Annotated in this window: 24 protein-coding genes; 15 read left to right on the forward strand and 9 right to left on the reverse strand. The window is 37.8% G+C overall.

Annotation, left to right across the window (positions count from 1 at the left end; translation table 11 throughout):
• Window positions 1-5: 5 nt before the first annotated feature.
• Window positions 6-1,709 carry a capsule assembly Wzi family protein gene (locus tag OQY15_RS22135; RefSeq protein ID WP_265794324.1) on the forward strand — a complete coding sequence of 568 codons (1,704 nt, stop codon included), beginning with the start codon at window positions 6-8 and terminating at the stop codon, window positions 1,707-1,709.
• Here the strand turns inward: OQY15_RS22135 and OQY15_RS22140 are convergent.
• Window positions 1,699-2,043 (reverse strand): helix-turn-helix transcriptional regulator, encoded by a 345-nt coding sequence (locus OQY15_RS22140; RefSeq protein WP_265794325.1) that lies wholly within the window; start codon window positions 2,041-2,043, stop codon window positions 1,699-1,701. The genes OQY15_RS22135 and OQY15_RS22140 overlap by 11 nt on opposite strands.
• Window positions 2,044-2,362: 319 nt before the next feature.
• Between OQY15_RS22140 and OQY15_RS22145 the strand changes: the two genes are divergently transcribed.
• The 6 genes from OQY15_RS22145 to OQY15_RS22170 all read left to right on the forward strand — a co-directional run bounded on the left by OQY15_RS22145 (window position 2,363) and on the right by OQY15_RS22170 (window position 10,137).
• Window positions 2,363-3,439, forward strand: a complete 1,077-nt coding sequence (locus tag OQY15_RS22145) for a mannose-1-phosphate guanylyltransferase (protein WP_265794326.1) — start codon at window positions 2,363-2,365, stop codon at window positions 3,437-3,439.
• Between the two features lie 52 nt (window positions 3,440-3,491).
• Window positions 3,492-4,628, forward strand: coding sequence for a GDP-mannose 4,6-dehydratase (gmd, locus tag OQY15_RS22150; RefSeq protein ID WP_265794327.1), 1,137 nt, complete (start codon window positions 3,492-3,494; stop codon window positions 4,626-4,628).
• Between the two features lie 271 nt (window positions 4,629-4,899).
• Window positions 4,900-6,834, forward strand: a complete 1,935-nt coding sequence (locus tag OQY15_RS22155) for a nucleoside-diphosphate sugar epimerase/dehydratase (protein ID WP_265794329.1) — start codon at window positions 4,900-4,902, stop codon at window positions 6,832-6,834.
• 18 nt (window positions 6,835-6,852) lie between these two features.
• On the forward strand, window positions 6,853-8,292 hold the full coding sequence (locus OQY15_RS22160; RefSeq protein WP_265794330.1) for a flippase: 1,440 nt from the start codon (window positions 6,853-6,855) through the stop codon (window positions 8,290-8,292).
• Window positions 8,289-9,194 (forward strand): glycosyltransferase family 2 protein, encoded by a 906-nt coding sequence (locus tag OQY15_RS22165; RefSeq protein ID WP_265794331.1) that lies wholly within the window; start codon window positions 8,289-8,291, stop codon window positions 9,192-9,194. The genes OQY15_RS22160 and OQY15_RS22165 overlap by 4 nt, the downstream gene beginning before the upstream one ends.
• A 43-nt stretch (window positions 9,195-9,237) precedes the next feature.
• A complete protein-coding gene (locus tag OQY15_RS22170; RefSeq protein ID WP_265794332.1) occupies window positions 9,238-10,137 on the forward strand; it encodes a sugar phosphate nucleotidyltransferase in 900 nt (299 codons plus the stop codon).
• Between the two features lie 78 nt (window positions 10,138-10,215).
• Here OQY15_RS22170 and OQY15_RS22175 read toward each other — a convergent pair whose 3' ends face one another.
• The 4 genes from OQY15_RS22175 to OQY15_RS22190 are packed head-to-tail and all read right to left on the reverse strand — an operon-like array spanning window position 10,216 to window position 16,553.
• The gene (locus tag OQY15_RS22175; RefSeq protein ID WP_265794336.1) at window positions 10,216-11,280 is read right to left on the reverse strand and encodes a hypothetical protein; all 1,065 of its coding nucleotides are present in this window, start codon (window positions 11,278-11,280) and stop codon (window positions 10,216-10,218) included.
• A complete protein-coding gene (locus tag OQY15_RS22180; protein ID WP_265794338.1) occupies window positions 11,280-13,622 on the reverse strand; it encodes an SLBB domain-containing protein in 2,343 nt (780 codons plus the stop codon). Before OQY15_RS22180 ends, OQY15_RS22175 begins: the two co-directional genes overlap by 1 nt.
• Before the next feature lie 51 nt (window positions 13,623-13,673).
• A complete protein-coding gene (locus OQY15_RS22185; RefSeq protein WP_265794339.1) occupies window positions 13,674-15,320 on the reverse strand; it encodes a capsule assembly Wzi family protein in 1,647 nt (548 codons plus the stop codon).
• 3 nt (window positions 15,321-15,323) lie between these two features.
• Window positions 15,324-16,553, reverse strand: a complete 1,230-nt coding sequence (locus OQY15_RS22190) for a glycosyltransferase (protein WP_265794340.1) — start codon at window positions 16,551-16,553, stop codon at window positions 15,324-15,326.
• 262 nt (window positions 16,554-16,815) lie between these two features.
• Here OQY15_RS22190 and OQY15_RS22195 point away from each other — a divergent pair, with 262 nt between their 5' ends.
• From OQY15_RS22195 to OQY15_RS22205, 3 genes are all read left to right on the forward strand, one after another.
• Complete coding sequence (locus tag OQY15_RS22195) at window positions 16,816-17,763, forward strand: NAD(P)-dependent oxidoreductase (RefSeq protein WP_265794341.1); 948 nt, start codon at window positions 16,816-16,818, stop codon at window positions 17,761-17,763.
• 9 nt (window positions 17,764-17,772) lie between these two features.
• A complete protein-coding gene (locus OQY15_RS22200) occupies window positions 17,773-18,876 on the forward strand; it encodes a glycosyltransferase family 4 protein (RefSeq protein ID WP_265794342.1) in 1,104 nt (367 codons plus the stop codon).
• 658 nt (window positions 18,877-19,534) lie between these two features.
• Entirely contained in the window at window positions 19,535-20,431 is an 897-nt protein-coding gene (locus OQY15_RS22205) for a HEPN domain-containing protein (RefSeq protein ID WP_265794344.1), read from the forward strand.
• 103 nt (window positions 20,432-20,534) lie between these two features.
• Here OQY15_RS22205 and OQY15_RS22210 read toward each other — a convergent pair whose 3' ends face one another.
• Both OQY15_RS22210 and OQY15_RS22215 read right to left on the reverse strand, forming a co-directional pair.
• The gene (locus OQY15_RS22210) at window positions 20,535-20,714 is read right to left on the reverse strand and encodes a hypothetical protein (RefSeq protein WP_265794345.1); all 180 of its coding nucleotides are present in this window, start codon (window positions 20,712-20,714) and stop codon (window positions 20,535-20,537) included.
• A gap of 9 nt (window positions 20,715-20,723) precedes the next feature.
• Window positions 20,724-21,257, reverse strand: coding sequence for a hypothetical protein (locus OQY15_RS22215; RefSeq protein WP_265794346.1), 534 nt, complete (start codon window positions 21,255-21,257; stop codon window positions 20,724-20,726).
• 541 nt (window positions 21,258-21,798) lie between these two features.
• Here OQY15_RS22215 and OQY15_RS22220 point away from each other — a divergent pair.
• Window positions 21,799-22,452 (forward strand): DUF6266 family protein, encoded by a 654-nt coding sequence (locus OQY15_RS22220; RefSeq protein ID WP_265794347.1) that lies wholly within the window; start codon window positions 21,799-21,801, stop codon window positions 22,450-22,452.
• Between the two features lie 11 nt (window positions 22,453-22,463).
• Entirely contained in the window at window positions 22,464-23,123 is a 660-nt protein-coding gene (locus OQY15_RS22225; RefSeq protein WP_265794348.1) for a DUF6266 family protein, read from the forward strand.
• A 31-nt stretch (window positions 23,124-23,154) separates the two neighbouring features.
• On the opposite strand, the gene OQY15_RS22230 is transcribed toward OQY15_RS22225, so the two are convergent.
• Both OQY15_RS22230 and OQY15_RS22235 read right to left on the reverse strand, forming a co-directional pair.
• Window positions 23,155-23,613, reverse strand: a complete 459-nt coding sequence (locus OQY15_RS22230) for an RES family NAD+ phosphorylase (protein ID WP_265794349.1) — start codon at window positions 23,611-23,613, stop codon at window positions 23,155-23,157.
• The gene (locus OQY15_RS22235; RefSeq protein ID WP_265794351.1) at window positions 23,614-24,066 is read right to left on the reverse strand and encodes an antitoxin Xre/MbcA/ParS toxin-binding domain-containing protein; all 453 of its coding nucleotides are present in this window, start codon (window positions 24,064-24,066) and stop codon (window positions 23,614-23,616) included.
• A gap of 299 nt (window positions 24,067-24,365) precedes the next feature.
• Between OQY15_RS22235 and OQY15_RS22240 the strand changes: the two genes are divergently transcribed.
• The 3 genes from OQY15_RS22240 to OQY15_RS22250 are packed head-to-tail and all read left to right on the forward strand — an operon-like array spanning window position 24,366 to window position 25,282.
• Window positions 24,366-24,584 carry a helix-turn-helix domain-containing protein gene (locus tag OQY15_RS22240; RefSeq protein ID WP_265794352.1) on the forward strand — a complete coding sequence of 73 codons (219 nt, stop codon included), beginning with the start codon at window positions 24,366-24,368 and terminating at the stop codon, window positions 24,582-24,584.
• The gene (locus tag OQY15_RS22245; protein ID WP_265794357.1) at window positions 24,581-24,910 is read left to right on the forward strand and encodes a HipA N-terminal domain-containing protein; all 330 of its coding nucleotides are present in this window, start codon (window positions 24,581-24,583) and stop codon (window positions 24,908-24,910) included. The genes OQY15_RS22240 and OQY15_RS22245 overlap by 4 nt, the downstream gene beginning before the upstream one ends.
• Before the next feature lie 15 nt (window positions 24,911-24,925).
• On the forward strand, window positions 24,926-25,282 hold the full coding sequence (locus OQY15_RS22250; protein ID WP_265794358.1) for a hypothetical protein: 357 nt from the start codon (window positions 24,926-24,928) through the stop codon (window positions 25,280-25,282).
• Window positions 25,283-25,346: the final 64 nt, after the last annotated feature.

A 25,346-nucleotide genomic window follows, 5' to 3' on the forward strand; every position in this document is an offset into this window, starting at 1 on the left:
AATATATGATCAAGATCTACTTTAAAATATTCGTAATAATTTTTGTATGTACTTTGTACAAGGAAGCAGTGGCACAATCACTTCCAGTAGGTACCGTAGGATTGGAGGAATACTATCGCCGTAAACAATTGCTTGGAGAATTGGATTCCAGCATATCGTTCTCTGTGAGACCTTTGTTTCCGGCAACATCATTCAACGTTAATAACGTCTTCGATCCTGACAGTATTTTGAATACTAATGGATATCTGAATCATTCCGGTCCTTTACGATTTCTGAAAGGCAAGGGAGAGTTCCAGGTCTTACCTTTTTCTTGGCAACAACAATATAACTCAAAATATCCATATGGTTGGAATGATGGAGCTATGATTCCTTCAAGAGGCTATGAGACGATGCTGAGTGGTGGTTTTTTTGTTAAACTAGGTCCTTTAAGTATTCAATTGAGGCCAGAATTTGTTTATGCACAGAATAAATCTTTTGATGGATTTTATTACAATGGTCGCTCTGATAGAGAACTGGAGGGGTATTATAATTTTTATAATTTACTCGAGGTACCCGAAAGATTTGGTAATACAAGTTACAATAAGGTCAATTGGGGGCAAAGCAGTATTCGTCTTACATTTGGCCCAGCGTCAATTGGTTTATCTAACGAAAATATTTGGTGGGGGCCAGGCATTCAAAATGCACTGTTATTCACTAATAATGCTGCTGGTTTTAAACATCTTACGCTAAATACGTTAAGGCCTATTAAAACACCTATTGGGTCTTTTGAGGCTCAAATTATTGCTGGGAGGCTTGAAAACTCTGGTTTATCCCCCTTGGAAACCACAAGCCAATCTGCAGGAAATAATTTGTTTATACCGCACAATCCAGACACCAGATATTTAAGCGGATTCAATATCAATTATCAGCCAAAATGGGTTCCTGGATTATTTTTAGGTTTTACCCGTAATTTTGTATCGTATGAATCAGATGTAAATAGTTTCAAAGACTATTTTCCATTTTTCTTTCCGGTACAAAAGAAAACTACAGGAACACAGGGAGATCCATTTGATCGTGATCAGCGTTTAGGTATGTATGCTAGATGGATATTTCAAAAAGCTCATGCAGAAGTATACTTCGAATATGCCCTAAATGACAACTCTTATAATTATCGCGATTTCATTGGATCACCTGATCACTCCAGAGCATATGTTTTTGGAGTTACCAAAATGGTTCCCTTCAATAATAGGAAGGATGAATTCATACAAATTAATGGTGAAATTAATCAGTTATCAGAGTCGCCAGATCGACTCGTAAGGCCGGCAGGTGGCTTTTATCAGCACGTCCAAGTTAGTCAAGGGTATACGCACCTTGGTCAGGTCTTAGGAGCGGGATCAGGCTCAGGAGGGAATTTGCAGTCCGCAGATGTAAGTTGGGTGAGAGGCCTTAAAAAATTAGGATTAAACTTCCAACGTTATGAACACAATGCAGATTTTTACGATTTTGCAATCGGAGACCTAAATAATCAAAGCAGACGTTGGGTAGATTACGCAATTGGAGCGCAAGGCATATGGGATTATAAAAATTTTATTTTCTCGGGCAAGTTTCAGGGTATTAAATCTTTAAACTATCAATGGAGGATGAAAGATTATACCCCAGGTGAGAACTATATTCCCCATAATGATGTATTCAACTTTCATGGGGAGTTAGGAGTTTCATTTAGATTTTAGCAGATTCATTTCTTTGATTTCTTATGATTTCATGCAATTGAATCATCTTTTTTTGTTGTTCGTTGTACTTGGTCGTAAGTTCATCAAGTTGCCTTTTAATATCTGGATATTGTTCATTTTTTGCATCTCTTTCGCCAATTTTTAATAAATCAATTACCGAAACACTGTAAATATCAGCGATTTGCTCTAATTTGGAGAAGTATATGTCGGTTAGCCCTGTTTCAATTTTTGAATAGGCGGGAACTGAAATGCCTAGTTGGTCGGCAATTACTTTTTGACTAAGGCAATGAGTTAGCCGTAATGCTTTTAGCTTGGTTCCGATGTTTTGGGTCATTATAATTTATCAGTATTAATTAAACGAGAAAATGTATATATTAGAAAATCTTGTTTTCTAAGTTAAATTATGCAAAATAACTGCCATTGTAAAATGTCATGTGATCGTTTAGGGGAAGAAAATTTAAATTTTAGATATAATATACAAAATTGTTACAATCAATCGTTCTTTGTATATATGTGTAAAATTTACACTATCAAGGTAAATTTCGTATGTTTATTAAAACATAGTTAATGATTTGTTATTGTATTATATCATATATTAGTATTGAAGCATCTACTTTTTGAATAAACGCTAAACAAAAATGAATAGAATTTCTATGAAGGACACCTACGTTTTAATTATGGCTGGAGGAGTTGGCAGCCGCTTTTGGCCTAAGAGCAGGAACAACTTTCCAAAACAGTTTATTGACATTCTTGGCATCGGAAAATCTCTACTTCAGTTGACCCACGAAAGGTTTCAGAAGATATGCCCACAGGAAAATATCTTCATTTTATCAAATGAACAATACTCAGGCTTGGTAGCTCAACAGTTACCTGACCTTCCCACTGAAAATATTATTTCTGAACCAAGTCGAAATAATACTGCCCCATGCATTGCATATGCTTCGTTCAAGATTAATCAAATAAACCCCTTGGCAAAGATTGTAGTAGCCCCATCTGATCATTTGATCCTTAATGAAAAAGTGTTCCTTGAGAAAATTGAGCAGGCTTTATCATATGTTAGCACAAATGATGCATTGGTTACTCTGGGTATAACCCCAACAAGACCGGATACTGGATATGGTTATATCAATTATGAAAAAGAACCAAAAGATGGTGTACATCAGGTACTTCGTTTTTTAGAGAAACCAAACCTTGAAAAAGCGCAGGAATTTGTTGCAAGCGGAGATTATCTTTGGAATGGGGGGATATTTGTATGGCGTGTAGAATCTATTCTGGGCGCCTTAGCTAAATACTCTCCTGCAATTTTTGGTTTATTTGAAAAAGGCAAAAGTTGTTACAATACAGATTCAGAGAAATCCTTCATCCTTGAAAATTACCCTCTTTCAGATAATATTTCTATAGATTATGCGATCATGGAAAAAGCTGACAATGTATATACAATTCCAGGGGAATTTGGTTGGTCAGATTTAGGAACATGGGCCTCGCTTTATGAGGTGGTAGAAAAAGATGAATTTAACAATGCTTTCTCAGGACATAGCATTAATTTATCTGATACCACTAATTGCATGATTCAGATACCTAAAGATAAAGTTGCAGTGGTAAAGGGATTGGATAACTACATTGTAGTGGATGACGGAAAAGTTCTGCTTATTTATCCTAAAGCTCATGAACAGGAAATCAAGGAAGTATCAAAATCAATTGTAAACACTTGTGGTCAGGAATTTGCTTAAGCACCCTTATTAATAATAATCAATCATTTATCTACTCAAAAAACTAAATTACATGAAAGTCGCCCTTATTACAGGTGTAACAGGCCAGGATGGAGCCTATCTGGCAGAATTCTTATTAAAAAAAGGATATTTTGTTCACGGTCTCAAAAGAAGATCATCAATGTTCAATACTGAACGGGTAGATCATCTCTATCAGGATCAGCACGAAAACGGGGTAAACTTTAAACTGCATTTTGGGGATTTGACTGATTCAACTAATTTGATTCGTATCATTCAGGAGACGCAACCTGATGAAATTTACAATCTTGCTGCGATGAGTCATGTTAAAGTGAGTTTTGATACTCCAGAATACACTGCAAATGCTGATGGTATCGGTACATTAAGATTACTTGAGGCAGTTCGTATCTTAGGGCTGGAGAAAAAAACCAGAATTTATCAGGCTTCTACCTCTGAACTTTACGGATTGGTTCAAGCTGTACCTCAAAGCGAAACTACACCTTTTTATCCAAGGTCTCCATATGCTGTTGCAAAGATTTATGGATACTGGATCACTGTCAATTACAGGGAAGCTTACAATATGTTTGCATGTAATGGAATATTATTTAATCATGAAAGCCCTTTACGAGGTGAAACCTTCGTAACTCGTAAAATTACCCGTGCAGCGTCTAAAATAGCTTTAGGACTTCAAAAATGCTTATACTTAGGTAATTTATCAGCACAAAGAGATTGGGGTCATGCTAAAGATTATATTGAAGCGATGTGGTTAATTTTGCAACAGGACGTAGCAGAAGACTATGTAATAGCCACAGGTGTTACAACAACCGTAAGAGATTTTGTAAGAATGAGTTTTGCGGAACTTGGAATAACTATCAATTTCACAGGTGAAGGTGTTGAAGAAGTTGGTTCAATTAGCAGTATAGATGAGAAAGTTGCTACAGATTTGGGATTGAATCTTGCTGAGCTTAAAGTCGGAACTGAGGTTGTAAAAGTTGATCCTGCGTACTTCCGCCCTACTGAAGTTGATTTGTTGCTAGGTGATCCTACAAAATCTAAAACTAAACTTGGCTGGGAACCAAAATACGACCTTCCATTATTAGTTAAAGATATGATACAGTCTGATTTACAGTTGATGAAAAAAGATGAATACCTGAGATTAGGTGGCTTTAAGACCTTAAATAATTTCGAATAAAATAGACAAAAGAAATTTACACCGTTCAACATTTAGGTCACAAATCTAAGTTGAACGGTTTTTTTGTGGACATCCTCGTGATCCATTATTTTAAAGCTTTTTTAAGTATAATGAAATACATAAATGGGTTAATGAGGTTTGTTTAACTGAATTTAATGGTTTAGTAATTTCTAAGTGGTGGTATTTTAATATATTTTAATAATACATAGATCAGCATTTGGACTTGGTATAGTTTTTTGATTAGATTTGGCATATATTAAAATATAGTAACTTGTTCAGTCAAATCAACATAGTACCCAGGTGGATAATTTTTTCTCTTGATCTAACGATCTGCTTTGTCTCATTAACGATAGCTTACCTCATAAAATATAATTTTGACTTATCAAATTTGGATTATGTAGAGTTTAGCCGGAATGTTTTGGTGACTACTGTGGTAAGTACTCTGGTATTCCTGAATGTCAGAACCTATTCAGGAATTATTCGCTACACTAGTGCACAGGATACCTTCCGGATTCTATATGCTATTATCGTATCAAATAGCACCTTTTTTCTAATTAATATGGGTTTTGTAGCAACTGGGTATACTCAGTTGATAGCTAATAGTATATTAATAATCAACGGATTGGCAAGTTTTCTGATGTTGATTACTTACAGGGTTCTGGTTAAATACTTCTTTATCTATATTAAAAATTTAAAGCTTGATACTGTCCGTGTGATGATTTATGGGGCTGGTGAAGCAGGCGTTGCTACAAAGAGAACATTTGATCATGATCCCATTGTGAATAAAAATATTATTGGATTCGTTGATGATGATCAGCGTAAAATGGGCAAAACGATTGACGGGATTAGAATATTTGACGCTAAAAATCTTGTTGAATATATTACCAAACATGAACTGGATGAAATCATATTTGCCTCTTACACTATTCCAAAAGAAAGAAAAAGTGAGATTGTAGATGTATGTCTCGAAAACGGTATTAAAGTTCTGAATATCCCACCGCCAAATGTCTGGACAGATGGAAAATTGCAGACTACGCAGATCAAAAAATTAAATATCGAAGATTTACTTGACCGTAAGTCTATTCATATTGACATCGAAGGTATAGGGGAGCAATTACAAGATAAAAGAATTTTAATTACTGGTGCTGCCGGGTCTATCGGGAGTGAGATTGTACGCCAGCTAGCTAAATTTGATGTGGGCTTAATTATCCTTTGCGATCAATCTGAGTCAGCATTGCACGAACTTTATCTGGAGCTTACAGAGACTACTAAAAACAGAAATTTTCATGCTTTCATTGGTGATGTAAGGGATGAGAAAAGGATGGAATATCTATTCAGCACATTTAAGCCTCATTACGTTTATCATGCCGGAGCCTATAAACATGTACCTTTGATGGAAGATAATCCTTCAGAAGCGATTAAAACAAATGTTTTGGGTACTAAAACCATTGCAGATAAGGCTGTAAAATATGGAGTGCAGAAGTTTGTCATGATTTCTACAGATAAAGCTGTCAATCCTACAAATGTTATGGGTGCTTCCAAACGGATTGCAGAAATTTATGTACAGTCATTAAATAATTCACTGCATCATAGAGATCATGTGTTTAGTAATGGATTGAGCTACATTAACGAATTAGAAGTCAAACCTATTACCAAATTTATTACCACCCGGTTTGGTAATGTCCTAGGGTCTAATGGATCGGTAATCCCACGATTTAAACAGCAGATTGAAAAAGGTGGCCCTGTTACGGTGACTCATCCAGAGATCACGCGCTATTTTATGACTATCCCTGAAGCCTGCAGGCTAGTTTTAGAAGCTGGCTGTATGGGTAAAGGGGGCGAGATCTATGTTTTTGATATGGGTAAATCTGTCAAAATTGTTGATTTAGCCAAGAAAATGATTCAATTGGCTGGGATGGTCCCTAATCAAGATATCTTGATTGAGTATTCTGGCTTAAGACCAGGAGAGAAGCTGTTTGAAGAGCTGTTGAATGACAACGAGAACACTATGCCTACTCATCACGAAAAAATCATGATTGGAAAGGTGCGAGAATATGCATTTGATGAAATTCAGCTGCAGATCTATGCATTGATAGATCATGCAAGAAGAAGCGACGATCTAAAGGTGGTGTCACATATGAAAAAACTAGTCAAAGAATATAAAAGTAAAAACTCTATCTTCGAAGAATTAGACGCAAAATTATAAAGCAGCTGTTTTTTGATCATGGCTAAAAACTACTTTTATAATTTACTACTTACTCTTGCCAATCTCTTATTTCCTGTTTTAAGTTTTCCTTATGTATCACGGGTTCTCGGCCCCGAGGGTATAGGTCAGGTTCAATTTGTTTTTTCTTTTGCACAGTATTTTGCCCTTATTGCTAGCTTGGGCATACCCGTTTATGGAATGCAGCAGATTGCAAAGCACAGAGATGATTTCGAAGGTCGTTCAAAGGTGTTTTCTGAATTAATCGCCATATACCTATTGTCTACGCTTTGTCTTTTTTTAGTATACCTTGGAGTAATCTATACAATACCATATTTTGCCGCAAACATTGAAATATATCTTGCTGCTTCTGCAATGGTACTCCTGGGCTTTTCTTACATCGACTGGTTGTTTACAGGGATGGAAGAATTTCAGTCTATAGCTTTAAGGGCAGTACTTTTTAAAATAATAGGACTTGCTTTATTGTACATCTTTGTCAAAGATCGTGGCGATTTTAGAATCTATCTGTACATTATGATGTTTTCATTTCTTGGAAACAACATTTTAAGTTTTTTCCTAATCCGCGAAAAGGTAAAGCTCATTTTTTCAGGATTGCATCTCAAACAACATCTGGTGCCTCTATTCTTCATTTTAGGGACTTCTCTTGCCTCAAGTATGTACACTGATATGGATACGGTACTTTTGGGGTTTCTTTCAAATGACAGAACTGTAGGACTATATACGGCCGCTGTCAAACTTAGTAAGATTACTATACCTTTTGTAACGTCTATGACTGTCATTCTGATGCCGAAAGTGTCCAAAAGTTTTGCTGACCAAAATATGGATGAGGTACAGGATTCAATCAATCAATCATTCAGTTTTCTTATGTTTTTTGCTGTTCCTATGTGTTTGGGACTAGCGTTGCTTGCGCCGGAATTTATCGCTTTGTTTTCAGGCAAAGAATTTCTAGCTGCAACTAATAGCATGCGATTGCTGTCTCTTCTACCTATCATCATTGGTGTTGGGCATTTTTTCTTGTATATGATTCTTGTACCAGCAGGTAAAAACAGGGAGATGTTTTTTTGTGTACTTGGTGGAGTACTGATAAGCTTGCTGCTAAACGTTCTATTGATTCCCTTCTTGCAGGATTTAGGCTCCTCTATAGCAAATGTCTGTGCTGAAGTTGCGGTGACGGTATTATACATATATTTTATCAGGCAGTACTTTAAATTTGAATATGAATGGACTTTATTAATCAAAGCTCTTGTTAGTGCTCTTGTATTTATCCCGGTCATTTGGTTGATACGCGATCTTTCCCTTCCATTAGTTTTTATGCTGATCACATCTATACTGGGATGTGGGCTCAGTTATTTAGGTATGCAGTTGCTGTTGTTTAAAAACCATGTGATATTTGATATGCTGGTATTTATTAAACAGAAGATCAATATGGGGGAGAAATGAGGAAAATATCAGTTGTCATGACCACCTATAATGGTGAGAGGTTTCTCCGTGAGCAGATGGAATCTATTTTATCACAGACATTGCAGCCTGATGAGATTATAGTATGCGATGATCGTTCATCAGATGGAACTGTAGCCATTCTTGAACAATACAAACACATTAAGGGATTCAGCTATGTAGTAAATGAGCAGCAGCTTGGCTTGATACGTAACTACAAAAAGGCTGTCTCTTTAGCCGCAAAAGATAATTTTGTAGCACTATCCGATCAGGATGATATATGGTTGGCGGATAAATTGATGCGCTCAGCGGAACTATTAACTAAATTGGATCCATTGTTACCATGTATGGTTCATACTGATCTGATATGGGTCGATGAGCAGCAGAACATACTTAATCCATCTTTCCAAAATGAGCGCCGGCAAAGTAATTATCAACACAATCTGCAAACACTATTATTTGCCAATTTTGCGACAGGATGCACAATTCTTATGAACCCTTTGCTCCGTCAATTCTTTGCAGAAATACCAGACAATATTAAATTTCACGATGCCTGGTTAGCACTCGCCGCTTTTACATTTGGGCAAGTAGGGGAGATCACTGAACCTACCATTAAATATAGACGACACGGAAGTAACCTCAGTTTTACATCCACTACAAAGCGCTATAATCGTTATAGACAGATTTGGAATGAAATGTTAACATCGCTTAAAGGTGATGATAGCTTTCTATCACTGCAATTTGGTACTGCCCGTCAATTTTATGATCAGTACAATAAACAGATGAACTCCGATATTAAATACCTGTTTGAAAAGTTTATGAAACTTGAACATAGATCCTACATATCAAAAAAAATAGCCTATAGAAAGGCAGTACTTGAAAATCCAGTATTTCAAAATAAGTAGTCTACCTTAATCTAACTTTAGTAATATTATCTAAATCACATAAATGAAACCCACATTATTAATTCTCGCAGCCGGTATGGCTAGCCGTTATGGCAGCATGAAACAAATGGATGGCTTTGGCCCCAATCAGGAAACAATAATCGATTATTCTATATATGATGCTATTAAGGCGGGTTTTGGAAAAGTTGTATTTATCATCAAAGAAGAATTTGCCGAAAATTTTAAAACTGTGTTTGAACCGAAACTAAATGGAAAAATTGAGACACAATATGTTTTCCAAAATTTTGATCTTAAACAATTTGATATTGAAGTCGAAATAGAAAGGGCAAAGCCCTGGGGAACGGGTCATGCAATCCTGGCTGCCAGACACGCAATAAATGAACCGTTTTGTGTAATCAACGCAGATGACTTCTATGGATTTGATGCTTTCAAGAAAATGGTTAACTTCCTGACAACAGAGGTTACAGATAACAATTTTTCAATGATAGGTTATGAGATTGAAAAGACCTTGTCAGACTTCGGTTCTGTATCACGCGGAGTCTGTAAAGTAAGTGCCGAGGGCTATCTTGAAGAGATCACTGAGAGAACTAATGTATTCCGATCAGTGGATGATGTTGTATATGAAGAAAATGAAGTACAATATCCACTATCAAATAATACAAGGGTTTCTATGAATTTTTGGGGATTCAAACCTTGTGTCTTTACTTTAGCTGAGAAACTATTCAAAGAATTTGCGATAACGCACCAGACGGATCCAAAATCAGAATTCTATATTCCAATGATCGTTGAATCACTGTTAAACTCGGGTCATGCAACCTTCACAGTGGTTCCTACTGATAGCCAATGGTTTGGTGTAACCTATAAAGAAGATAAACCTATTGTTAAAGCTAGTATAGGAGAGTTGATTGAAAGTGGTGTATACCCAAATTCTTTATGGAAGTAGTCCTGTCTTCTTATTGAAGTCTATAGAGGTTATGAGTATTGATGCTCAGGTATCCATACTCATAACCTCTATAACGTTTTAGTTATTTGATCGTTTTCTGGATACTATCAGGTAAAGACTATACAGTGCCGTAAAACCCACAATAAACAAAAGCATAGTAGCTGGATACTTCAGCTTATTCTTTTTCAAAGGCAGCTCCGGTTCGTCTACGATCTGTACAGTAGGAGTTTCCTGTGCAAGCATTGTTTTGCTGGCCTCAAGATTCTTAACTGTTTCTGTGAAGATTGAACTTAAGACTAACTTGTCACGCTCCTTAATATCTGAAGAGGCGCTTACTGATGCATATGCCGGGTTCAGATCCAATAGATTTTGAGATGCTGATGAGGCAGCATAAGTTTTGCGGTTGAGTATTTTACCTATGCTATCAGCGCGGTGTTGTAAGCGTTGCACATTATTGCGAAGCCGTCCAGTTTTTGTCTGGATAAAAAAGTCAGTACCTTGTTTAATCATTCTGGTACAAAACAATTGTGCAAGCTTTTCATCCCGCATAGTTGTATTCACTTCAAAAAAACTCAGTTTCTTATCTGTCTTTGCGATACCGAACTGGCCTCCAAGGATCTTTTCTGTGATGTCATGCAATAAACTATCCTGTAATCTAGTATAGTTTTTAGAATTTACCGGGAAAGATATGTTTGGTGCAACCTTTTGCCACTGCTTATCCAGCTTATTCGCTTTAACATAGCGGTCAGCAAGAGAAATTTTCCCCTCTTCATCATATGGTGATAACAATGTCTTCTTAATTAGTTTCTGGCTCTTTAAAAGCTCCTGTACGTTATCGCCTGCCAGTACACCACTCGCTCCGCCAATCCCATCCAGATTAAACCCAAATTGACTTGCCAGACTTGAAAGACCACCACCTGCGCCTCCTGACTTGGCATCATCAATAACGAATGTAAGTCTTGCTGTATAGGTTACTGGCCATTTCCATGCAAAGACAGCGCCTAGACCTGCAGCTACAATAATAACAAGAATCAGTGATTTTTTAAATTGCAGCACATACCTCAAATCATCAACTCTATCAAACAAAAGCTGTTTCAGCGAAAATTCAGGTTCATACGGATATTGGGTTTCTTCTTTGAGCATTATTTCGCTATTATGGCAATTAAGGTAATGAGAGCTGTTAATGCAGTTGTAATCACACCAATTTGTGCGACCCCGGCCTGTAAGGTACTCAAACGACCATCTTTTTCAGGTACAATGATCTTACTGCCTGGTTTTATAGCTGGATAGTTTCTAAAGAATAAAAAGCTGGTCACCGGTTTATTGAGGCCATTAGGATACTTCACATATGCACCTCTTAAACGTGCGTTTTCAGTTTTTCCAGCTGCAGCATTCAAATAATATTTAAAGCTGCGGCCATGATAACTTACAAACTGCGGATTATTTACAGCTCCAGCAACTTCTACAAATGATACTGCTCTCGGAACAAATATACTATCTCCCGGTAAAAGGATCATGCTTTTTCTAACCAGTGAGGTTGTACTGGTATTGGTTAGATCCAAATTAACCCTTACACCCTGGCGGAAAGTTTGGGCATTTTCCAGCGATCCGTATGGAGTAAGACCACCTGCTCTTTTTAAGAAATCCTGTGCAGTCTCATCGCGGCGCTGCGTAGCATAGTCGCCCGGAAATAATACTTCACCCATTACACTTACATTGCCCAGCGCCCTGTAATTGACCAGTCGAGGTACAAATATATAGTCCATTGGTTTCAGTTCGATATTAGCAGCAGCGCTGGCCGCAGAATCAAGATTAACTACAAAAGTCTCTACAACATTATTCGAAACGCTGTCATTTTTATTTTCTATAATTCTTGAAATCTCCACATGATGTGTAGCAGCAACTTCAGTAAAGCCACCCGACATGGTTAACACATCGGCCAATTTGATACCCTTACGATAGGTAAATACCGCCGGCTTGCGCACATTTCCATTAATCGTTACGTTCTGGTTGCTCAGGAATTCCGCACGGTCCTGAATCATGACAGAGTCTTCACGTAAAAGCGGAAGATCATTACTGCCGGCGATTACCGCTGCAGGACTGAATGAAATATATTCCTTTTCTAAATTAGGTTGAGTCCTTTTGATATAACCACGTTCCATATAGGCTTCAGGTTTTAATCCCTGAGCGTTTTTAAGGAGCGCAGATAAACTAAGACCTGCGGTGAGCTCATAAACCCCTGGACGGTTCACTGCGCCTTCCAAAATGATCCTGTTGGCAAACCTGTTGGTGATGGCTCCAATATGTACCAGATCACCATTTCTTGGGGTAAAATCGCTGAACAGACTTGAAGGAACATCCTTTACCTCACGTTCTGTTTCATTGATCTGCTCAATTTTAGCCGTGCCTCTGTAAGCGATATCTGTAAAGCCACCTGCATAGGTTAAAAGATCGTTCAATTGCTCATTAATACGCAACTCATATAAAGCCGGTCTTTTTACTTCACCATCAATACCGACACGTTTTTTGTAAACCGGAATCCTGATCACATCCTGATCCTCTAAACGCACATTACCATCCATCAGCCCTTTTTGCAAAAAAGTATAGAAATCGACAGTTCTGTAAACTTTGTTATTCCTGATCAGTTCAATGTTCCTTAAGGAACCGTTCATTGTTGGTCCACCTGAATTATATAACGCATTAAAAAGCGTGGCAACTGAAGAGAAAGTGTAAGATCCCGGCGTTTTAACTTCTCCCACTATAGTCACCTTGATACTCCTGGTATTTCCGAGATTGACAGCTAATTTTGTGCGACCGCTACCTAAACTTGGATAAACCTTTAACATAGATTTTCTGATCAGCGCAGTAGCCTGTTCGATCGTAAAACCATTCACATATACTAAACCAGCATAAGGGATCTGAACATTTCCATCGGGACTTACTTTTGCGGTAACCGATGTTTCATTTTCTCCGGTCACTAATAAGATCAGTTCGTCACCTACGCCCACTACATAACTTTTTGGGGTAGCTGCATTAAAATTAGGTTCAAACTTTACTACAGTCTGATTAAAGAATTCCATACCGTAAACCTGTAAGGCAGGTTTCTCCGCTGCTGGGGGAGTTGGTTTCTGGAATGGCTTGGCCATTACATCTGTTGTATCCCTTGAAACTCCTGTACCTTCTTTTGCTGCTTTGCTCTCAGGTTTTGCAGCTTTTTTATTCAAACCAAGAAGCGTAACTCTATTTTTAAATTCTTCGACTTCTCCTGCAGGCAAGCCTTTTTGCTCCATGAGCTTGTAAGCCTCTTTTTCTGAAACACCAGTTTCCTGAATTTTTTTCCAGGCCTGAGTGATCTGCTCATCGGTGAGTTCGCTGACCTTAATATTTTGAATATTACTCATGGAAATGGCCTGCTGGGCTTTGCTATCATGAAAACTTACAAACAGGATAACAAAAACTAGGAGAGATAAAATTTTGATACGCATGGAGACTTTCAATATTTAAGCAACAAATATATAGTATTATTATAAACCTAACTAAAATCCATAGGAAACTGCCAGGCGGAACTCATTCGGAACCGCAGATGTCTGCAAATCTGGTCGAATTGCCCCGCTTTGACGCTGGTATGAACCTTTTAGATATAATTTGTGAATCAATTCGTAATTAGCCTGGATCAGCAATTGTTTCTGCGTCTGCACTGGTCCCTCACTCAGGAAAGGTGGCTGTGGCTCTGCCCAGTATTGGTCAAAGATATCGCCGTCACGACCTTTGCGGATATAGTCAAACTGAACAGTAGTGGTTAAGCGTGGCATTGGATTATAAGTTGCCCATGCCGTTACACGGTCTGCATTCTGACCGATCCAGTCGCCCAAAGAATAAGTCTGATTGGTATACGTTTGCGCTGGCACCAGGTTGTTATATACAAAAGGATTGATTCTGGTATACTCCGCACCTAAGGTTAAGTAAGGAATAATAACATCTGTTCTGGTTGCTCCCAGGTTGAAACCAATCTGGTTACGGCTCTTGGCCTTGTTAAAAATACTTCCGGTACGGATCTCATCGATAAACAGCGTACCATACAAATGAGTCTTCGGAATAAAGTTCCTTGAACTCACGTTAAAGAAAAACTGACCATTAGATCCCGTATTAACCTTGTACCGGCTCAGGTGCTGATCGTAAACTTTGAAGAACATCACCGGAATCAGATATCCTGCATCGAAATTATCACTGGTCACCATTGATTCCCCTACAGTCAGCGTCAACCCTTTGGCAGGTAAGAAAGTCAGGGAGTGTGATACAAAATATTTGCTGATATACATTTCCCTGTCTGTACCCAAAACAATATTCCCCTTATCATATGAACGCGCAGAATCGATCAGAGCCGAATTCAGGAATGCATACATATAATTGAAGCGCAACCATTTTAACGGTTGATAATCAAATCTGATTTGTGGATAAGCAGGTGATTTATCAGATAAAACAACTCTTCCATTTTGCCCGTAACCCCATAACATCTGATCCTGACCAATGCTGATGGATCCATTATCCCAGCTATAGCTGATTGAACCTCTGAAATTACTATAATTGACAGATTTAGCATTCGGGTTAATATTCGCAGTCCTGATAATACCTGTTTCAGGAGTGAATCTTCTCGTGCTGTCTATACCATCACCTTTGTCGGTAATGTCCTGAAAATAGAACTGATAACCAAAATGTTTTCCGGCATGCCCCCAGAAAGTAAGACCTGTAGCAGTTCGGAATACGCTTTTACCGCCTCCATTAAAAGTTTCGAAAGTCAGCGCCGGATCACCTCTTAAAAAGAAATCTTTGTCTTTTACAGATAGGAATCTCCAGCGGTCATACTGGTCTTTTTTGAAGAAAGTAGTACTGTCTTTAAAATCATCATTAAATTCTGAGAATTCCTGCTGATAAAATGCGAGTTCTTTTTGCTCCCTTGAGGTAAGCTGGTCGGACATTCCTTGCAAAGTATTCAGATATTTAACAATATCTCGTCGACTGATAGGCTGAATAAGGTCATTGTACTCAATGTGTCCCATTTGCGCCTGTCGGGATAGGTATTTGTAAACCGGGTTGTTTGGATTTTCATACACGACCTGTGCTGAACCCAGAAAGCTGGTCAAAAGAAGGCCGGAAAGGATGACGATACGGTATAAGTATTTCATATTCTATAGTGAAGGCACCAGTTTTTGCAAACCGGTATAGTGATTTTCTGTATTTATTAATTGATGAATGTGTGTTTTAGCTTGTTTGCCCATAGTGCTGATCGCTTCCTGATCATGATATAACGCCTTGATCTTCTGAGAAAGATCGCGCGCATTGCCCTGAGCAAATAATATGCCTGTTTCTCCGTCGATCACCATTTCTGGTATAGCCCCGATGGCGGCCCCGATCACAGGCTTGCTAAGCGCCATTGCCTCGACAACGGTAAAGCCTAATACTTCGTACCATTCTGAAGGACAAATTAAAAACTCGGAGCCCTTGATGATCTCCAGAGTTTTTTGCTTGGTTTGTTTACCCATGAAAGTGATGTTATCCATTTCATGGCTGCTCACAAAAGCTTTGAGTTCTTCTTCCTGTGTTCCATTTCCTACCAGTTTGAGATGAATTTCCGGATGGTCTTTCATGGCTTTAAGCAATGTATGGGCACCTTTGATTTTCTCCAGCCGACCTACAAATACGATATATTTTTTATCAGCGACTGATTTATTTTGAATAGCCTCAACTTCTTCGTATTGATATCCATGATAGAGTTGCACCAGTTTTTCCGGAAAGAAATTAAAAGACTTAAATTTCTCGTACAGGAAAACGGAAGGACAAAGATAATAATCAACGTACTGATAATAGTTCAAAAAGGAGTGCGTATAGTTTTCTGCGGCGGCTACTATGCTTGCCGGGAGCGAACCTTTTTTGCATTTATTGGTAATACAATGGTAAAAAGATCCGCCTTTACATTTCTCACAGATTTTGCCATGACTAATGAAGGTACTCTCAGGACAAATAGGCGTGTATTCGTGCAACGTCCAGAGAATAGGGATGCCGCGTTCCTTTAAAGTTTTTAGAATGATAGGTGTAATGTAATGGTGGATTACGTTAATGTGGGCCAGATCTATCTGAACTTCATCTAGCAGTCGCTCAAGGTTTTGCTGAGCTTCAGTATTGTAGATGCTTTTTTTGATCACCTTCAAACCAGCGCTTATACTTGTTTTATCAACCTTTTTGTAATCAATATTTTCGATAAAAAAGCGCGACCAGGGTGTCGGAAAGTTCCGGTCATCTTTCATGGAAAATGGAATAACGGTATGACCTTTCTCAGAGTAAAGCGTAGTGACATTATCCACATAAGTCCAGTCGCCACCACTCGGATACCATGTCCAGTTCGCTACGAGAATATTCATAAAGGGCAAAGATTCAATAAAAAATATAAAATGGCATAATTTTTATGCTTGTGATCTTACTAATTTGATACCGCAAAGATGCCTGTATTTAATCAATTAATTATAGAAATAATAGATATAAATACTTTGCTATATAAAATCAATAGTCAAAAAAGATTTTTGATTGGAGAAAAAAAAGCTATTTTTGGGGCTACTAATCAAATTAAATTGTTGGTTCATATTGAAATCTAATAATTATTGATTCGAATTGTATAATCTCGGAATGAAGAAAAAAATTTATATCGCTGGTGCTGGTGGGATGCTTGGTGAGGCTTTCTATCGTGTTTTCAAAAATGAGTATGACATCAAGTGCACAGATAAGGATGTAAATGAAGACTGGTTAAGTTTTCTTGACTTCAGGGATTTTAAACATTACAAGGACGATGTAACGGCTTTTAAGCCAGATTATCTTTTCCATCTCGGTGCCTATACCGACCTGGAATTCTGCGAAAACAACATTGATGAAACGTATCTCACCAATACGACAGCTGTTGAAAATGCAGTGATGATCGCCAATGAATTACAAATACCTATTTTATATATCAGTACTGCCGGAATTTTTGATGGTACAAAGGATTTTTATGATGACTGGGATGAACCTAATCCGCTTGGTCATTATGCACGCTCCAAATACATGGGCGAACGTTATGTTCGTGAAAATGCGGAGAGATCTATCATCTGCCGTGCCGGTTGGATGATGGGAGGTGGTCCTAAAAAAGATAAGAAATTTATCAATAAACTGATCAAACAACTTGCAGCAGGAAACAGGAACCTGCATATTGTGAACGATAAGGATGGTACACCTACCTTCACTGTTGACTTCGCCAAAAACGTGAAAGCGCTTTTCGAAAATGAGTATTGGGGATTATACAACCTGGTATGCAACGGAGAGACTAGCAGGAGAGAAGTTGCCGAAGAATTGGTATCTATCCTTGGTTTAACGGATGAGGTAACCTTCCATGAAGTAACTTCAGACTATTTCAAAGACACTTATTTCGCACCGCGTCCTCCATCGGAACGTTTGATCAATAAAAAGCTTGATCTCAGGAACCTGAATATGATGCGCGAGTGGAAAGTGGCACTCAATGAATACATTTCTGATTATTTCGGAGAATTCGTAAAAGAGAACTTCCCTTCTAAAGATGATATCCTGATTCAGGAAAGCGCTTAATCTTTTAACATGCGTATTGCTGCTTTTGGTTTCCGGTCTATACCGCCTGCAAAGGGTGCTGCCGGAGCTGACAAATTTGCTATGGAACTTTTTCCCAGGCTGGTTGCCAGGGGACATAGCGTTGTTGCCTACAACAGAAGATATCCCGATGTCTTTGTAGATGTAAAGGAATACAAAGGTGTTCAGATTAAGACCATCAAGACTATCCAACGCAGCGGATTTGACACGCTTTTACATTCTTTTAAAGCTACCTGCGACATTATTTTCAGAAATACAGCAGATGTAGTCCATATTCAAAATGGAGGCAACAGTATTTGGGCTTTGCCATTGCGTCTGTTTGGAAAGAAGGTTTTTATCAGTCAGGATGGTGTAGACTGGAAACGTGATAAATGGACATGGTACGCCAAGCTGTATCTCCAGATCTCGGCATATATTACTGCTTATTTTCCCAACGAAGTTATATTTGATAACGTGATCGCAAAGAAACTCTTTGAAGACCGTTTCAATAAAAAGTTTGCTTTTATTCCTTTTGGAAGCGAAATCGCGCCATGGCCAGAAAATACTGATATTCTGGACCGCCTGAATCTTAAAAAAGGAGAGTATTTTCTTTTTGTGGGCAGGTTTATACCAGATAAGGGATTACACTATTTGCTACCAGCTTTTACTGGTTCGCTGAGCAATAAGAAATTAGTGCTCATTGGTGGTTCTCCGAATCCTTCACCTTATGAACAGGAACTGATTGATATGTCTAATGGCAATGTGATCTTCCCTGGATTTGTTTATGGCGATGAGACCAATACACTTTTCAAAAATGCATATTGTTATATTCAGCCTTCTGATGTAGAGGGGCTATCTCCAGTGGTGCTTACCGTTATGGGATTGGGTGTTCCTTTGATCGTCAGTGATATCGAAGAAAATGAATATGCTGTGCTGGAGACCGCCCGTAAGTTCAAAAAGGGGAATATTGCTTCGCTAACCGAGGAGATCAATTTTGCAGAACAGAACTATCCTGAAATGCAGCGCCTGGCCGTTCTTGCTCAGGAACGCGCATTAACTGTATTCAATTGGGAGAGTGTTGCTGATGAGCATATCCGGGTTTTCAAAGAATCTTAATTAAATATCTGCACATCGTTCAGAATAAAACTCATCCTTACGAAGGTAATTACTTCTTCTCTATCATGAGATCTTTATGTAATTTAATTTCTCTATTGTTTAATTAAATCTTTGTGATTACATTTGTTTTGTAAAACTAAAGCATATGTAATTATTTATTAAACAACATAAATTTATTATTACATCTCAAAAATATTGAGGTGTTCTATTTAAGAACCTAGTCTAGGCAAATGTGGAAATTTCAGGACACGGGTAATAAGTAGGGCACCGGGTTCCTATATTTGCAAATATAGGTCCGGCGCAGCTTATTGTAGTGTCCTGAATAGTTTACTATTCCCCGCTTCCACCGGGTAAGTCTAGACTACGAGAACTGTCGCCGGATCTATATCTTCAGTTCTTGTACATGGTTCTATTGAATATTTAAATCAATAGCATCCAATGAAGAAGAACTTAGAAATAACCGCCATACCAATTCCTTTCCTCAGCATTCCTGTTCAGCAATTCTATTTCCTGAAGCCACCTGATTGATTATTGCCTTTTCTGACCGCTTGATTTCCTGTCAGGTGATCATTCTTATTGTATTCCCATTATCTAATTTCTGATAGCCTTTAACGATGAAAATACTCGTTATGGCCGCGCTTTGACCAAATCTAAAACCATGAATACCGAACTGCAAATAAATCATCAACATCCTCAGGAACATTTCTCTGCATTTATCAAAGTACTCGCTGAAAAGTTTAAGCCGCTATACATCTACTGTTTTGGAAAGATCTTTGAATCGAGCAGCAAAGAGGGCTGCTTCATTGATAGTGCTGCGCAGCAACATTGCAGGTATTACCTGTTGATGATCTTAGAAAATGAAACTAGAATTGAACATCATGTGCAGGATTATGTCAATGAACATTTCCGTCATGGAATGATTACTATCCTGGTACATGGGAAAGATGCGGTCAGGGAAGAGATTAATGCGAACAACAGGTTTTTTATCACAGTCTCCAATTGTGGTGAATTATTATACTGCTCTGACCGTATGCTGAAGTCTTTCCAGGTGCCCGGTTATGTTCCTACACGTGCTGCAGCAAAAGCAAGCAAACATTTCAGCCATCATCTCACCTTAGCTTCAGGTTTTCAGGAAAGCGCAAAAGAGTGCCTCAGAACGAGTAAGTATCATCTATGCATATTCATGCTTCATCAGGTGGTTGAACAATGCTGTATCGCTTTAATTGGTGTTCATATCTCTTACAAGGCAGATATCCATAATTTAAGACGATTGCTTCACCTTTGTGATATCTTTTCTCCGGAACTTTCCCGGGTTTTTCTAAATGAAGCTGAAGAGGGTAGGAGGTTGTTTGAACTGATCCTGAGGAGTTATTCTGCCGCGCGTTACATGGATGATTTTATTGTAACGCAGTCCGATGCGGAAAAGTTATACAGCCAGGTTTTTGCTTTCCTGGAAATGACTGAGGTTTTATGTGTGGATAAGATTGCTGGGTTGGAGGTAGAGGCAGAAGATTATAAAAAGCTTAGGATTGGAAATATGTCAAATGAAGTTTAGTTGAACACATTTTTCTTTAAATGGGTGGATATGATAATACTTACGGCAGAAAGCGTACAAGCGGGCGCTTTCTGCTATAATTATTAAAATATCTTGGGAGACCTTAGCTCTTGTTCGCAGCCTTTTCAGCTAACTTTTGATTGATGATTTTAAGATCTTCTTTTGCAGCAGCAAGTTTTTCAGGAAATAGTGTTCTTCCTCTGAGTTCTGATAAAACTAAAGCTGCTAATTCAGATTCTGGCATTTGCCATAGATTGTCTTTATTTAAGCCTCTATTTTTCATAGTATAAAATTAATTCTTTTTCTGGATAAAAACAATATCATATCTTTTGTACCTTTCAAATGGTTCGACGATTCCATCTTGAGAACCGAAAAAGTCGAAATCTTCTTGTAATTGGTAATAATTAGCACTTACATACCCACTATAAATCTTTATTCTTCTGTTATAATTTTTGCACAATTCGATGCTGTCACAGTTTTTAGTACATGAATTTTTACAGTTTTCAAGAAATTCACTACTGCTATCACTACCTCTAATCATTAGTGTGTGATTAGGATAATGTTTGAAAAACAGTGGTATGGTATTTAAAACGGTGTTGAGAACGAGATATGCATCGCCATTAAGTGTATTCGCGTCATCGTGTATCTTCCCGCTATCTGCGTCATAATCTCCAAGAGCAAGATTAAAAGTCTCTCTGCCATTAATTTGACCAACATAATCATAGTCAATTATCTTTACGATGCTTTTTTGACCATGACTGAAAAATACAAATCTGAGTCTGAATTTTGAATGTTCTTCAGTGACGGTATAACTGCGTTTCCCCATAAATAACTTAAGATGAAAACAAAGCTAATATATTGAAACTAAATTATCCAATAATTAAATACAAATATTTTTTATTTATCCTAGTTTCATTCCGTATATTAGTAGTGAAATCATAATTCATGGCGTTCTGCCATAATTTCCCCATCCATTTAATCTTAGTTTGATTAGTCACGGACAAGTACTGGCTAGTACCTCGCTCGGAGGATGCTCGATATTACAGGGTTATTGCGATATATTAAATATATGTCTAAAACATACCTGAAACGGCATTGAAATGGGTTTTCTATGGGTTTAATATGGCTTCAATCCATATCAAACCCGTACCAAACCCGTAGAGAACCCCTAGTTAACCCGTTTTAATCATATTTAAAGGCTCTTTTTTATACATCAAAAGGACTGTTTTAAATAAGCTAAAGCACAAGTAATGTACGAGTTAGTACTACTTATTGTATAAAAAAAATGCATTTAGCTATTGCATCGTATTCTTTTTATGTTTAAATTAGTTCTACAATTATTTATTATTAACGTAAATCTTTTTTTTATGGGAAAAGCAAACCTAAAAACATGGAACGGGGTAATAGGGAAAGTTGGGAATACAGTCACCTACATTAGAAAGGGTGTAGTAATTACACGTATTGTTGGTGAGATCACAAAAAAGGCTACAAAAGGCCAGACAAATAACCGAAAGAAAATCGCTTTCACAAACAAGTTTAATTCTCCGATTAATGGATTCATTCAGTTTGGATTAAAAGCTGAAGCAGAAAAGCTAAAAAAAATACCAAATGATCTGATGCTTTCTTACACCAGGAAAAGTATCGAAGGAGAATATCCCAAGCACAAAATTAATTTTAGTAAATTAATTTTTAGTAAAGGCGCGATTAAAGAAGCTCCCGGCTTAAAAGTCGAATTGATTGACATTGGACTAGAGTTCAGTTGGGATACAACAGCATCATCAAAAGATCGCCAAAGGAGGGATGACTGGTTGATGGTTATGGCCTATTTTCCAAAGCAGTTCGATGCACAGTATCTTACCCATGCCACCATGAGGTCTGAGGGGAAATATCAGTTTAAAATATCCAAAAACGATAAACCTACCGTAATGGAAATATTTGTATCCTTCATGTCGGCTAATCAAAAAAATGTTTCTAACAGTGTCTACCTGGGACAATTAATTTTACCTGCTTACGAAGACTAGAATATTAGCTTATGGCACATTATCAACCAGGGCCACTAGGTGAATTTCGTGGAGGGGTGGGCGGCATCATTGTTTACAGATGGCGACACCTCAAAATTGGACGATCAAGCCCCACAAAGAAAAAACGCAAAAAGAAAGGTAGCGAGTCCCAGCAAACACAACGATCCAGGCTGGGAGTCATATCTAGGTATTTAAGTAAATTCACTTTGGTGATTCGCGACGGCTTTCCCTCAAAGAGAATGAAGATGACCTCAATGAATGCTGCCGTGAAAGAGAACTATCATACTGCACTGGTAGGAGAGTTTCCAAATATTGAAGTTGCCGATGCTCTGATACAATTGAGTAAAGGATCCCTTGATCATATTTACCGTCCCACCCTGCATATCAGTGAAGAGGATATAGTCACTGTAAAATGGACAAACCCACAGCATCAGAAGTTGAATGTTGATGATGAAGATGTAGTCCACCTGGTTTTTTACAGCGATGAACTGCGTCGCAGGCAGATGTTTTACGATACCCAGGCAAAGCGGGCTGATGGTTTTATAGAGATGCCAGCATATGTTAGTTTCATGAAAGGGCAGGTGCATGCCTGGATGTTTCTTGTATCCGTGGATGGCAAACGGGCTTCAAATTGCAGGTATCTCGGATCGTTTAGTTTTAACAAGAAATAGCAGCTTGCGACATCATGATCTGTTTCAACTATCAGATTAGGCGTGTGTCAACAGAAATTTTAGTGACATTTGTGATTTTTACCAAATCGTGATAGCCAGGGAATAATGGATCCAGCAAAATGTTATACTCGGATTGATTAACTGCAGACCTTACTTTAAACCCAAGTATTTTGTGATCTGATATTAGTTTATATCCTAGTCTTTTACAAGATAAGTTATCGGTTTTTAGCCAATCCTGCGGGTATTCTGATTCTGGAATTTCGAGGATCAGGTCTTCTTTGTCAATGTTGATCTCTAAAATATATAAATCGTCTGGTGTCTCCATGACATCAAAGTGGACAAGGTTTTCAAGCATGGCAAGGGATGAATTTTCTGATGTGTACAGAAGGTAGATTCCCTTGTCATTCCATCTCCCGCCAGCGAGGAAAGCACCCATGCCAGATAAATCTTCAGTTTTCTTTTTAGATTTGACAATTCTATACACAAACATCTATGAGTACACTCCTTCCTCAATTCTGGTTAAGACATCTTCGACCATTCCTATTCCTGTAGGAGTGGAGAATAGAGATAAGGGACTCTCGCCATGCAAGGCATTATTTGGTTTTGAAAGCCACCTTTGAACTTTTTCACGATCAATAAACACGTGGTAAGTATGTTCAAGTACTCTTGCAACTTCTATAACCAATGAAGATGTTCTCTTATCAAGCTTGTCTTCACCGGTTTTTCTTTCCAGAGTTTTGATTGAGATATTCAAAATATCCTCTACAAAATTCTTTTTCGTCATTCCTGTATAGCTAATTACTGATTCTGCTGCGGCTTTAGATATACCTGATCTGGAGAGTAAAATAAGATCGTAATAATTTTTAATGGAATCATCCAACAAGAGCATATTTCCCAGGAGATCAGTCAATTCAGACGAGGATGTTTTTTCAAGTACTTCCATATGCGACATTTTTACACAATTTACGGAATATTGTCGGTAACTGCAAATTCTCTGGGTGATAATCAAAGGCTAAGTGAACATTTTTCCCGCATATGTTCATTTTTTTAGAAAAAATGGACACGTTAGTGTTTTCATATCAGCTTACCGTTTAAGCGTTATCGCACGCTTTATTTTTCCATTTTGTCAACTCATTGAAATATATTATATTTATATGCATATAAAAATCATGAACTGTCCGGTTTTATATCTACTTGCGTATATTTTTTCTATATTTAAATTAACAGATGTAAATGCATATAATGAAAGGTTTAGCTCAATTTGTGAAAGAAAAGAGAAAACTTGCTGGATTAACCCAGGAGGAATTTGCTGAGCGTGCTGGTGTGGCGCTTACGGTTGTCCGCAAGATTGAACAAGGAAAGAAAACGCTAAACTTATCTAGCGTAAATCAGGTATTGCTCATGTTCGGAAGTGTACTTGCTCCTGTCAGCACAAGGGAAATAGAAACGGAGGCATCATGAGAAAAGGCTTGGTGTTATATAACAATATACTCGCGGGGGAATTAACTGAGACTGATGAAGGGGATTATGAATTCGAATATTATGCGGATTACGTTGCTAAATACCCTGATGGGCTGATCACGTTTTCTTTACCAGTAAGAAAAGAAAAATATGTAACAAATAGACTTTTTCCTTTCTTTGAGGGGCTAATTCCTGAGGGATGGCTATTAGATATTGTGACTAAAATCTGGAAATTAAATGTAAATTATTGCGTGGGTCTGGTGTTGGCCTGTTGCAGAAACTGTATTGGAGCTGATTTTATATTGAAAACAATTCTATTGCAGTAAGAAAGGAACACAACTATGATCAAATCAGAAATCAAAGTCGCTGAAATTTTGCCTTCTACATTAGATTCTCGTGAAGCTGCGACAAGGTTAGTCAACGTAATTAAAGAAGAAAGTAAGTGTAATTCAATAATTGAAATTGACTTCACAGATACTATTTTTATGTCTAGATCCTTTGCAGACCAATTTCATAAAGATTTACACACAGGCGAAGAAATATTAGATCTTGTATTTAAGAACGCTTCAAATGATATACTTTTAATGCTTACAGCTGTATCCAACACGCAAACTCAAAGAAAAGCAGTTAATAAAAATTATAAAGTGCTCAACTTCAGTAATATTAAGTCTTTAGAAGAATTCAGCTACTCTTGGTAACTAACAAATATCAAATATCAGCGTAAGCACCAATCTACTAAGGTCGGTTTTTTGATTCCTGAAC

The sequence above is a fragment of the Pedobacter sp. MC2016-15 genome, assembly GCF_026239695.1.
Lineage (GTDB): Bacteria > Bacteroidota > Bacteroidia > Sphingobacteriales > Sphingobacteriaceae > Pedobacter.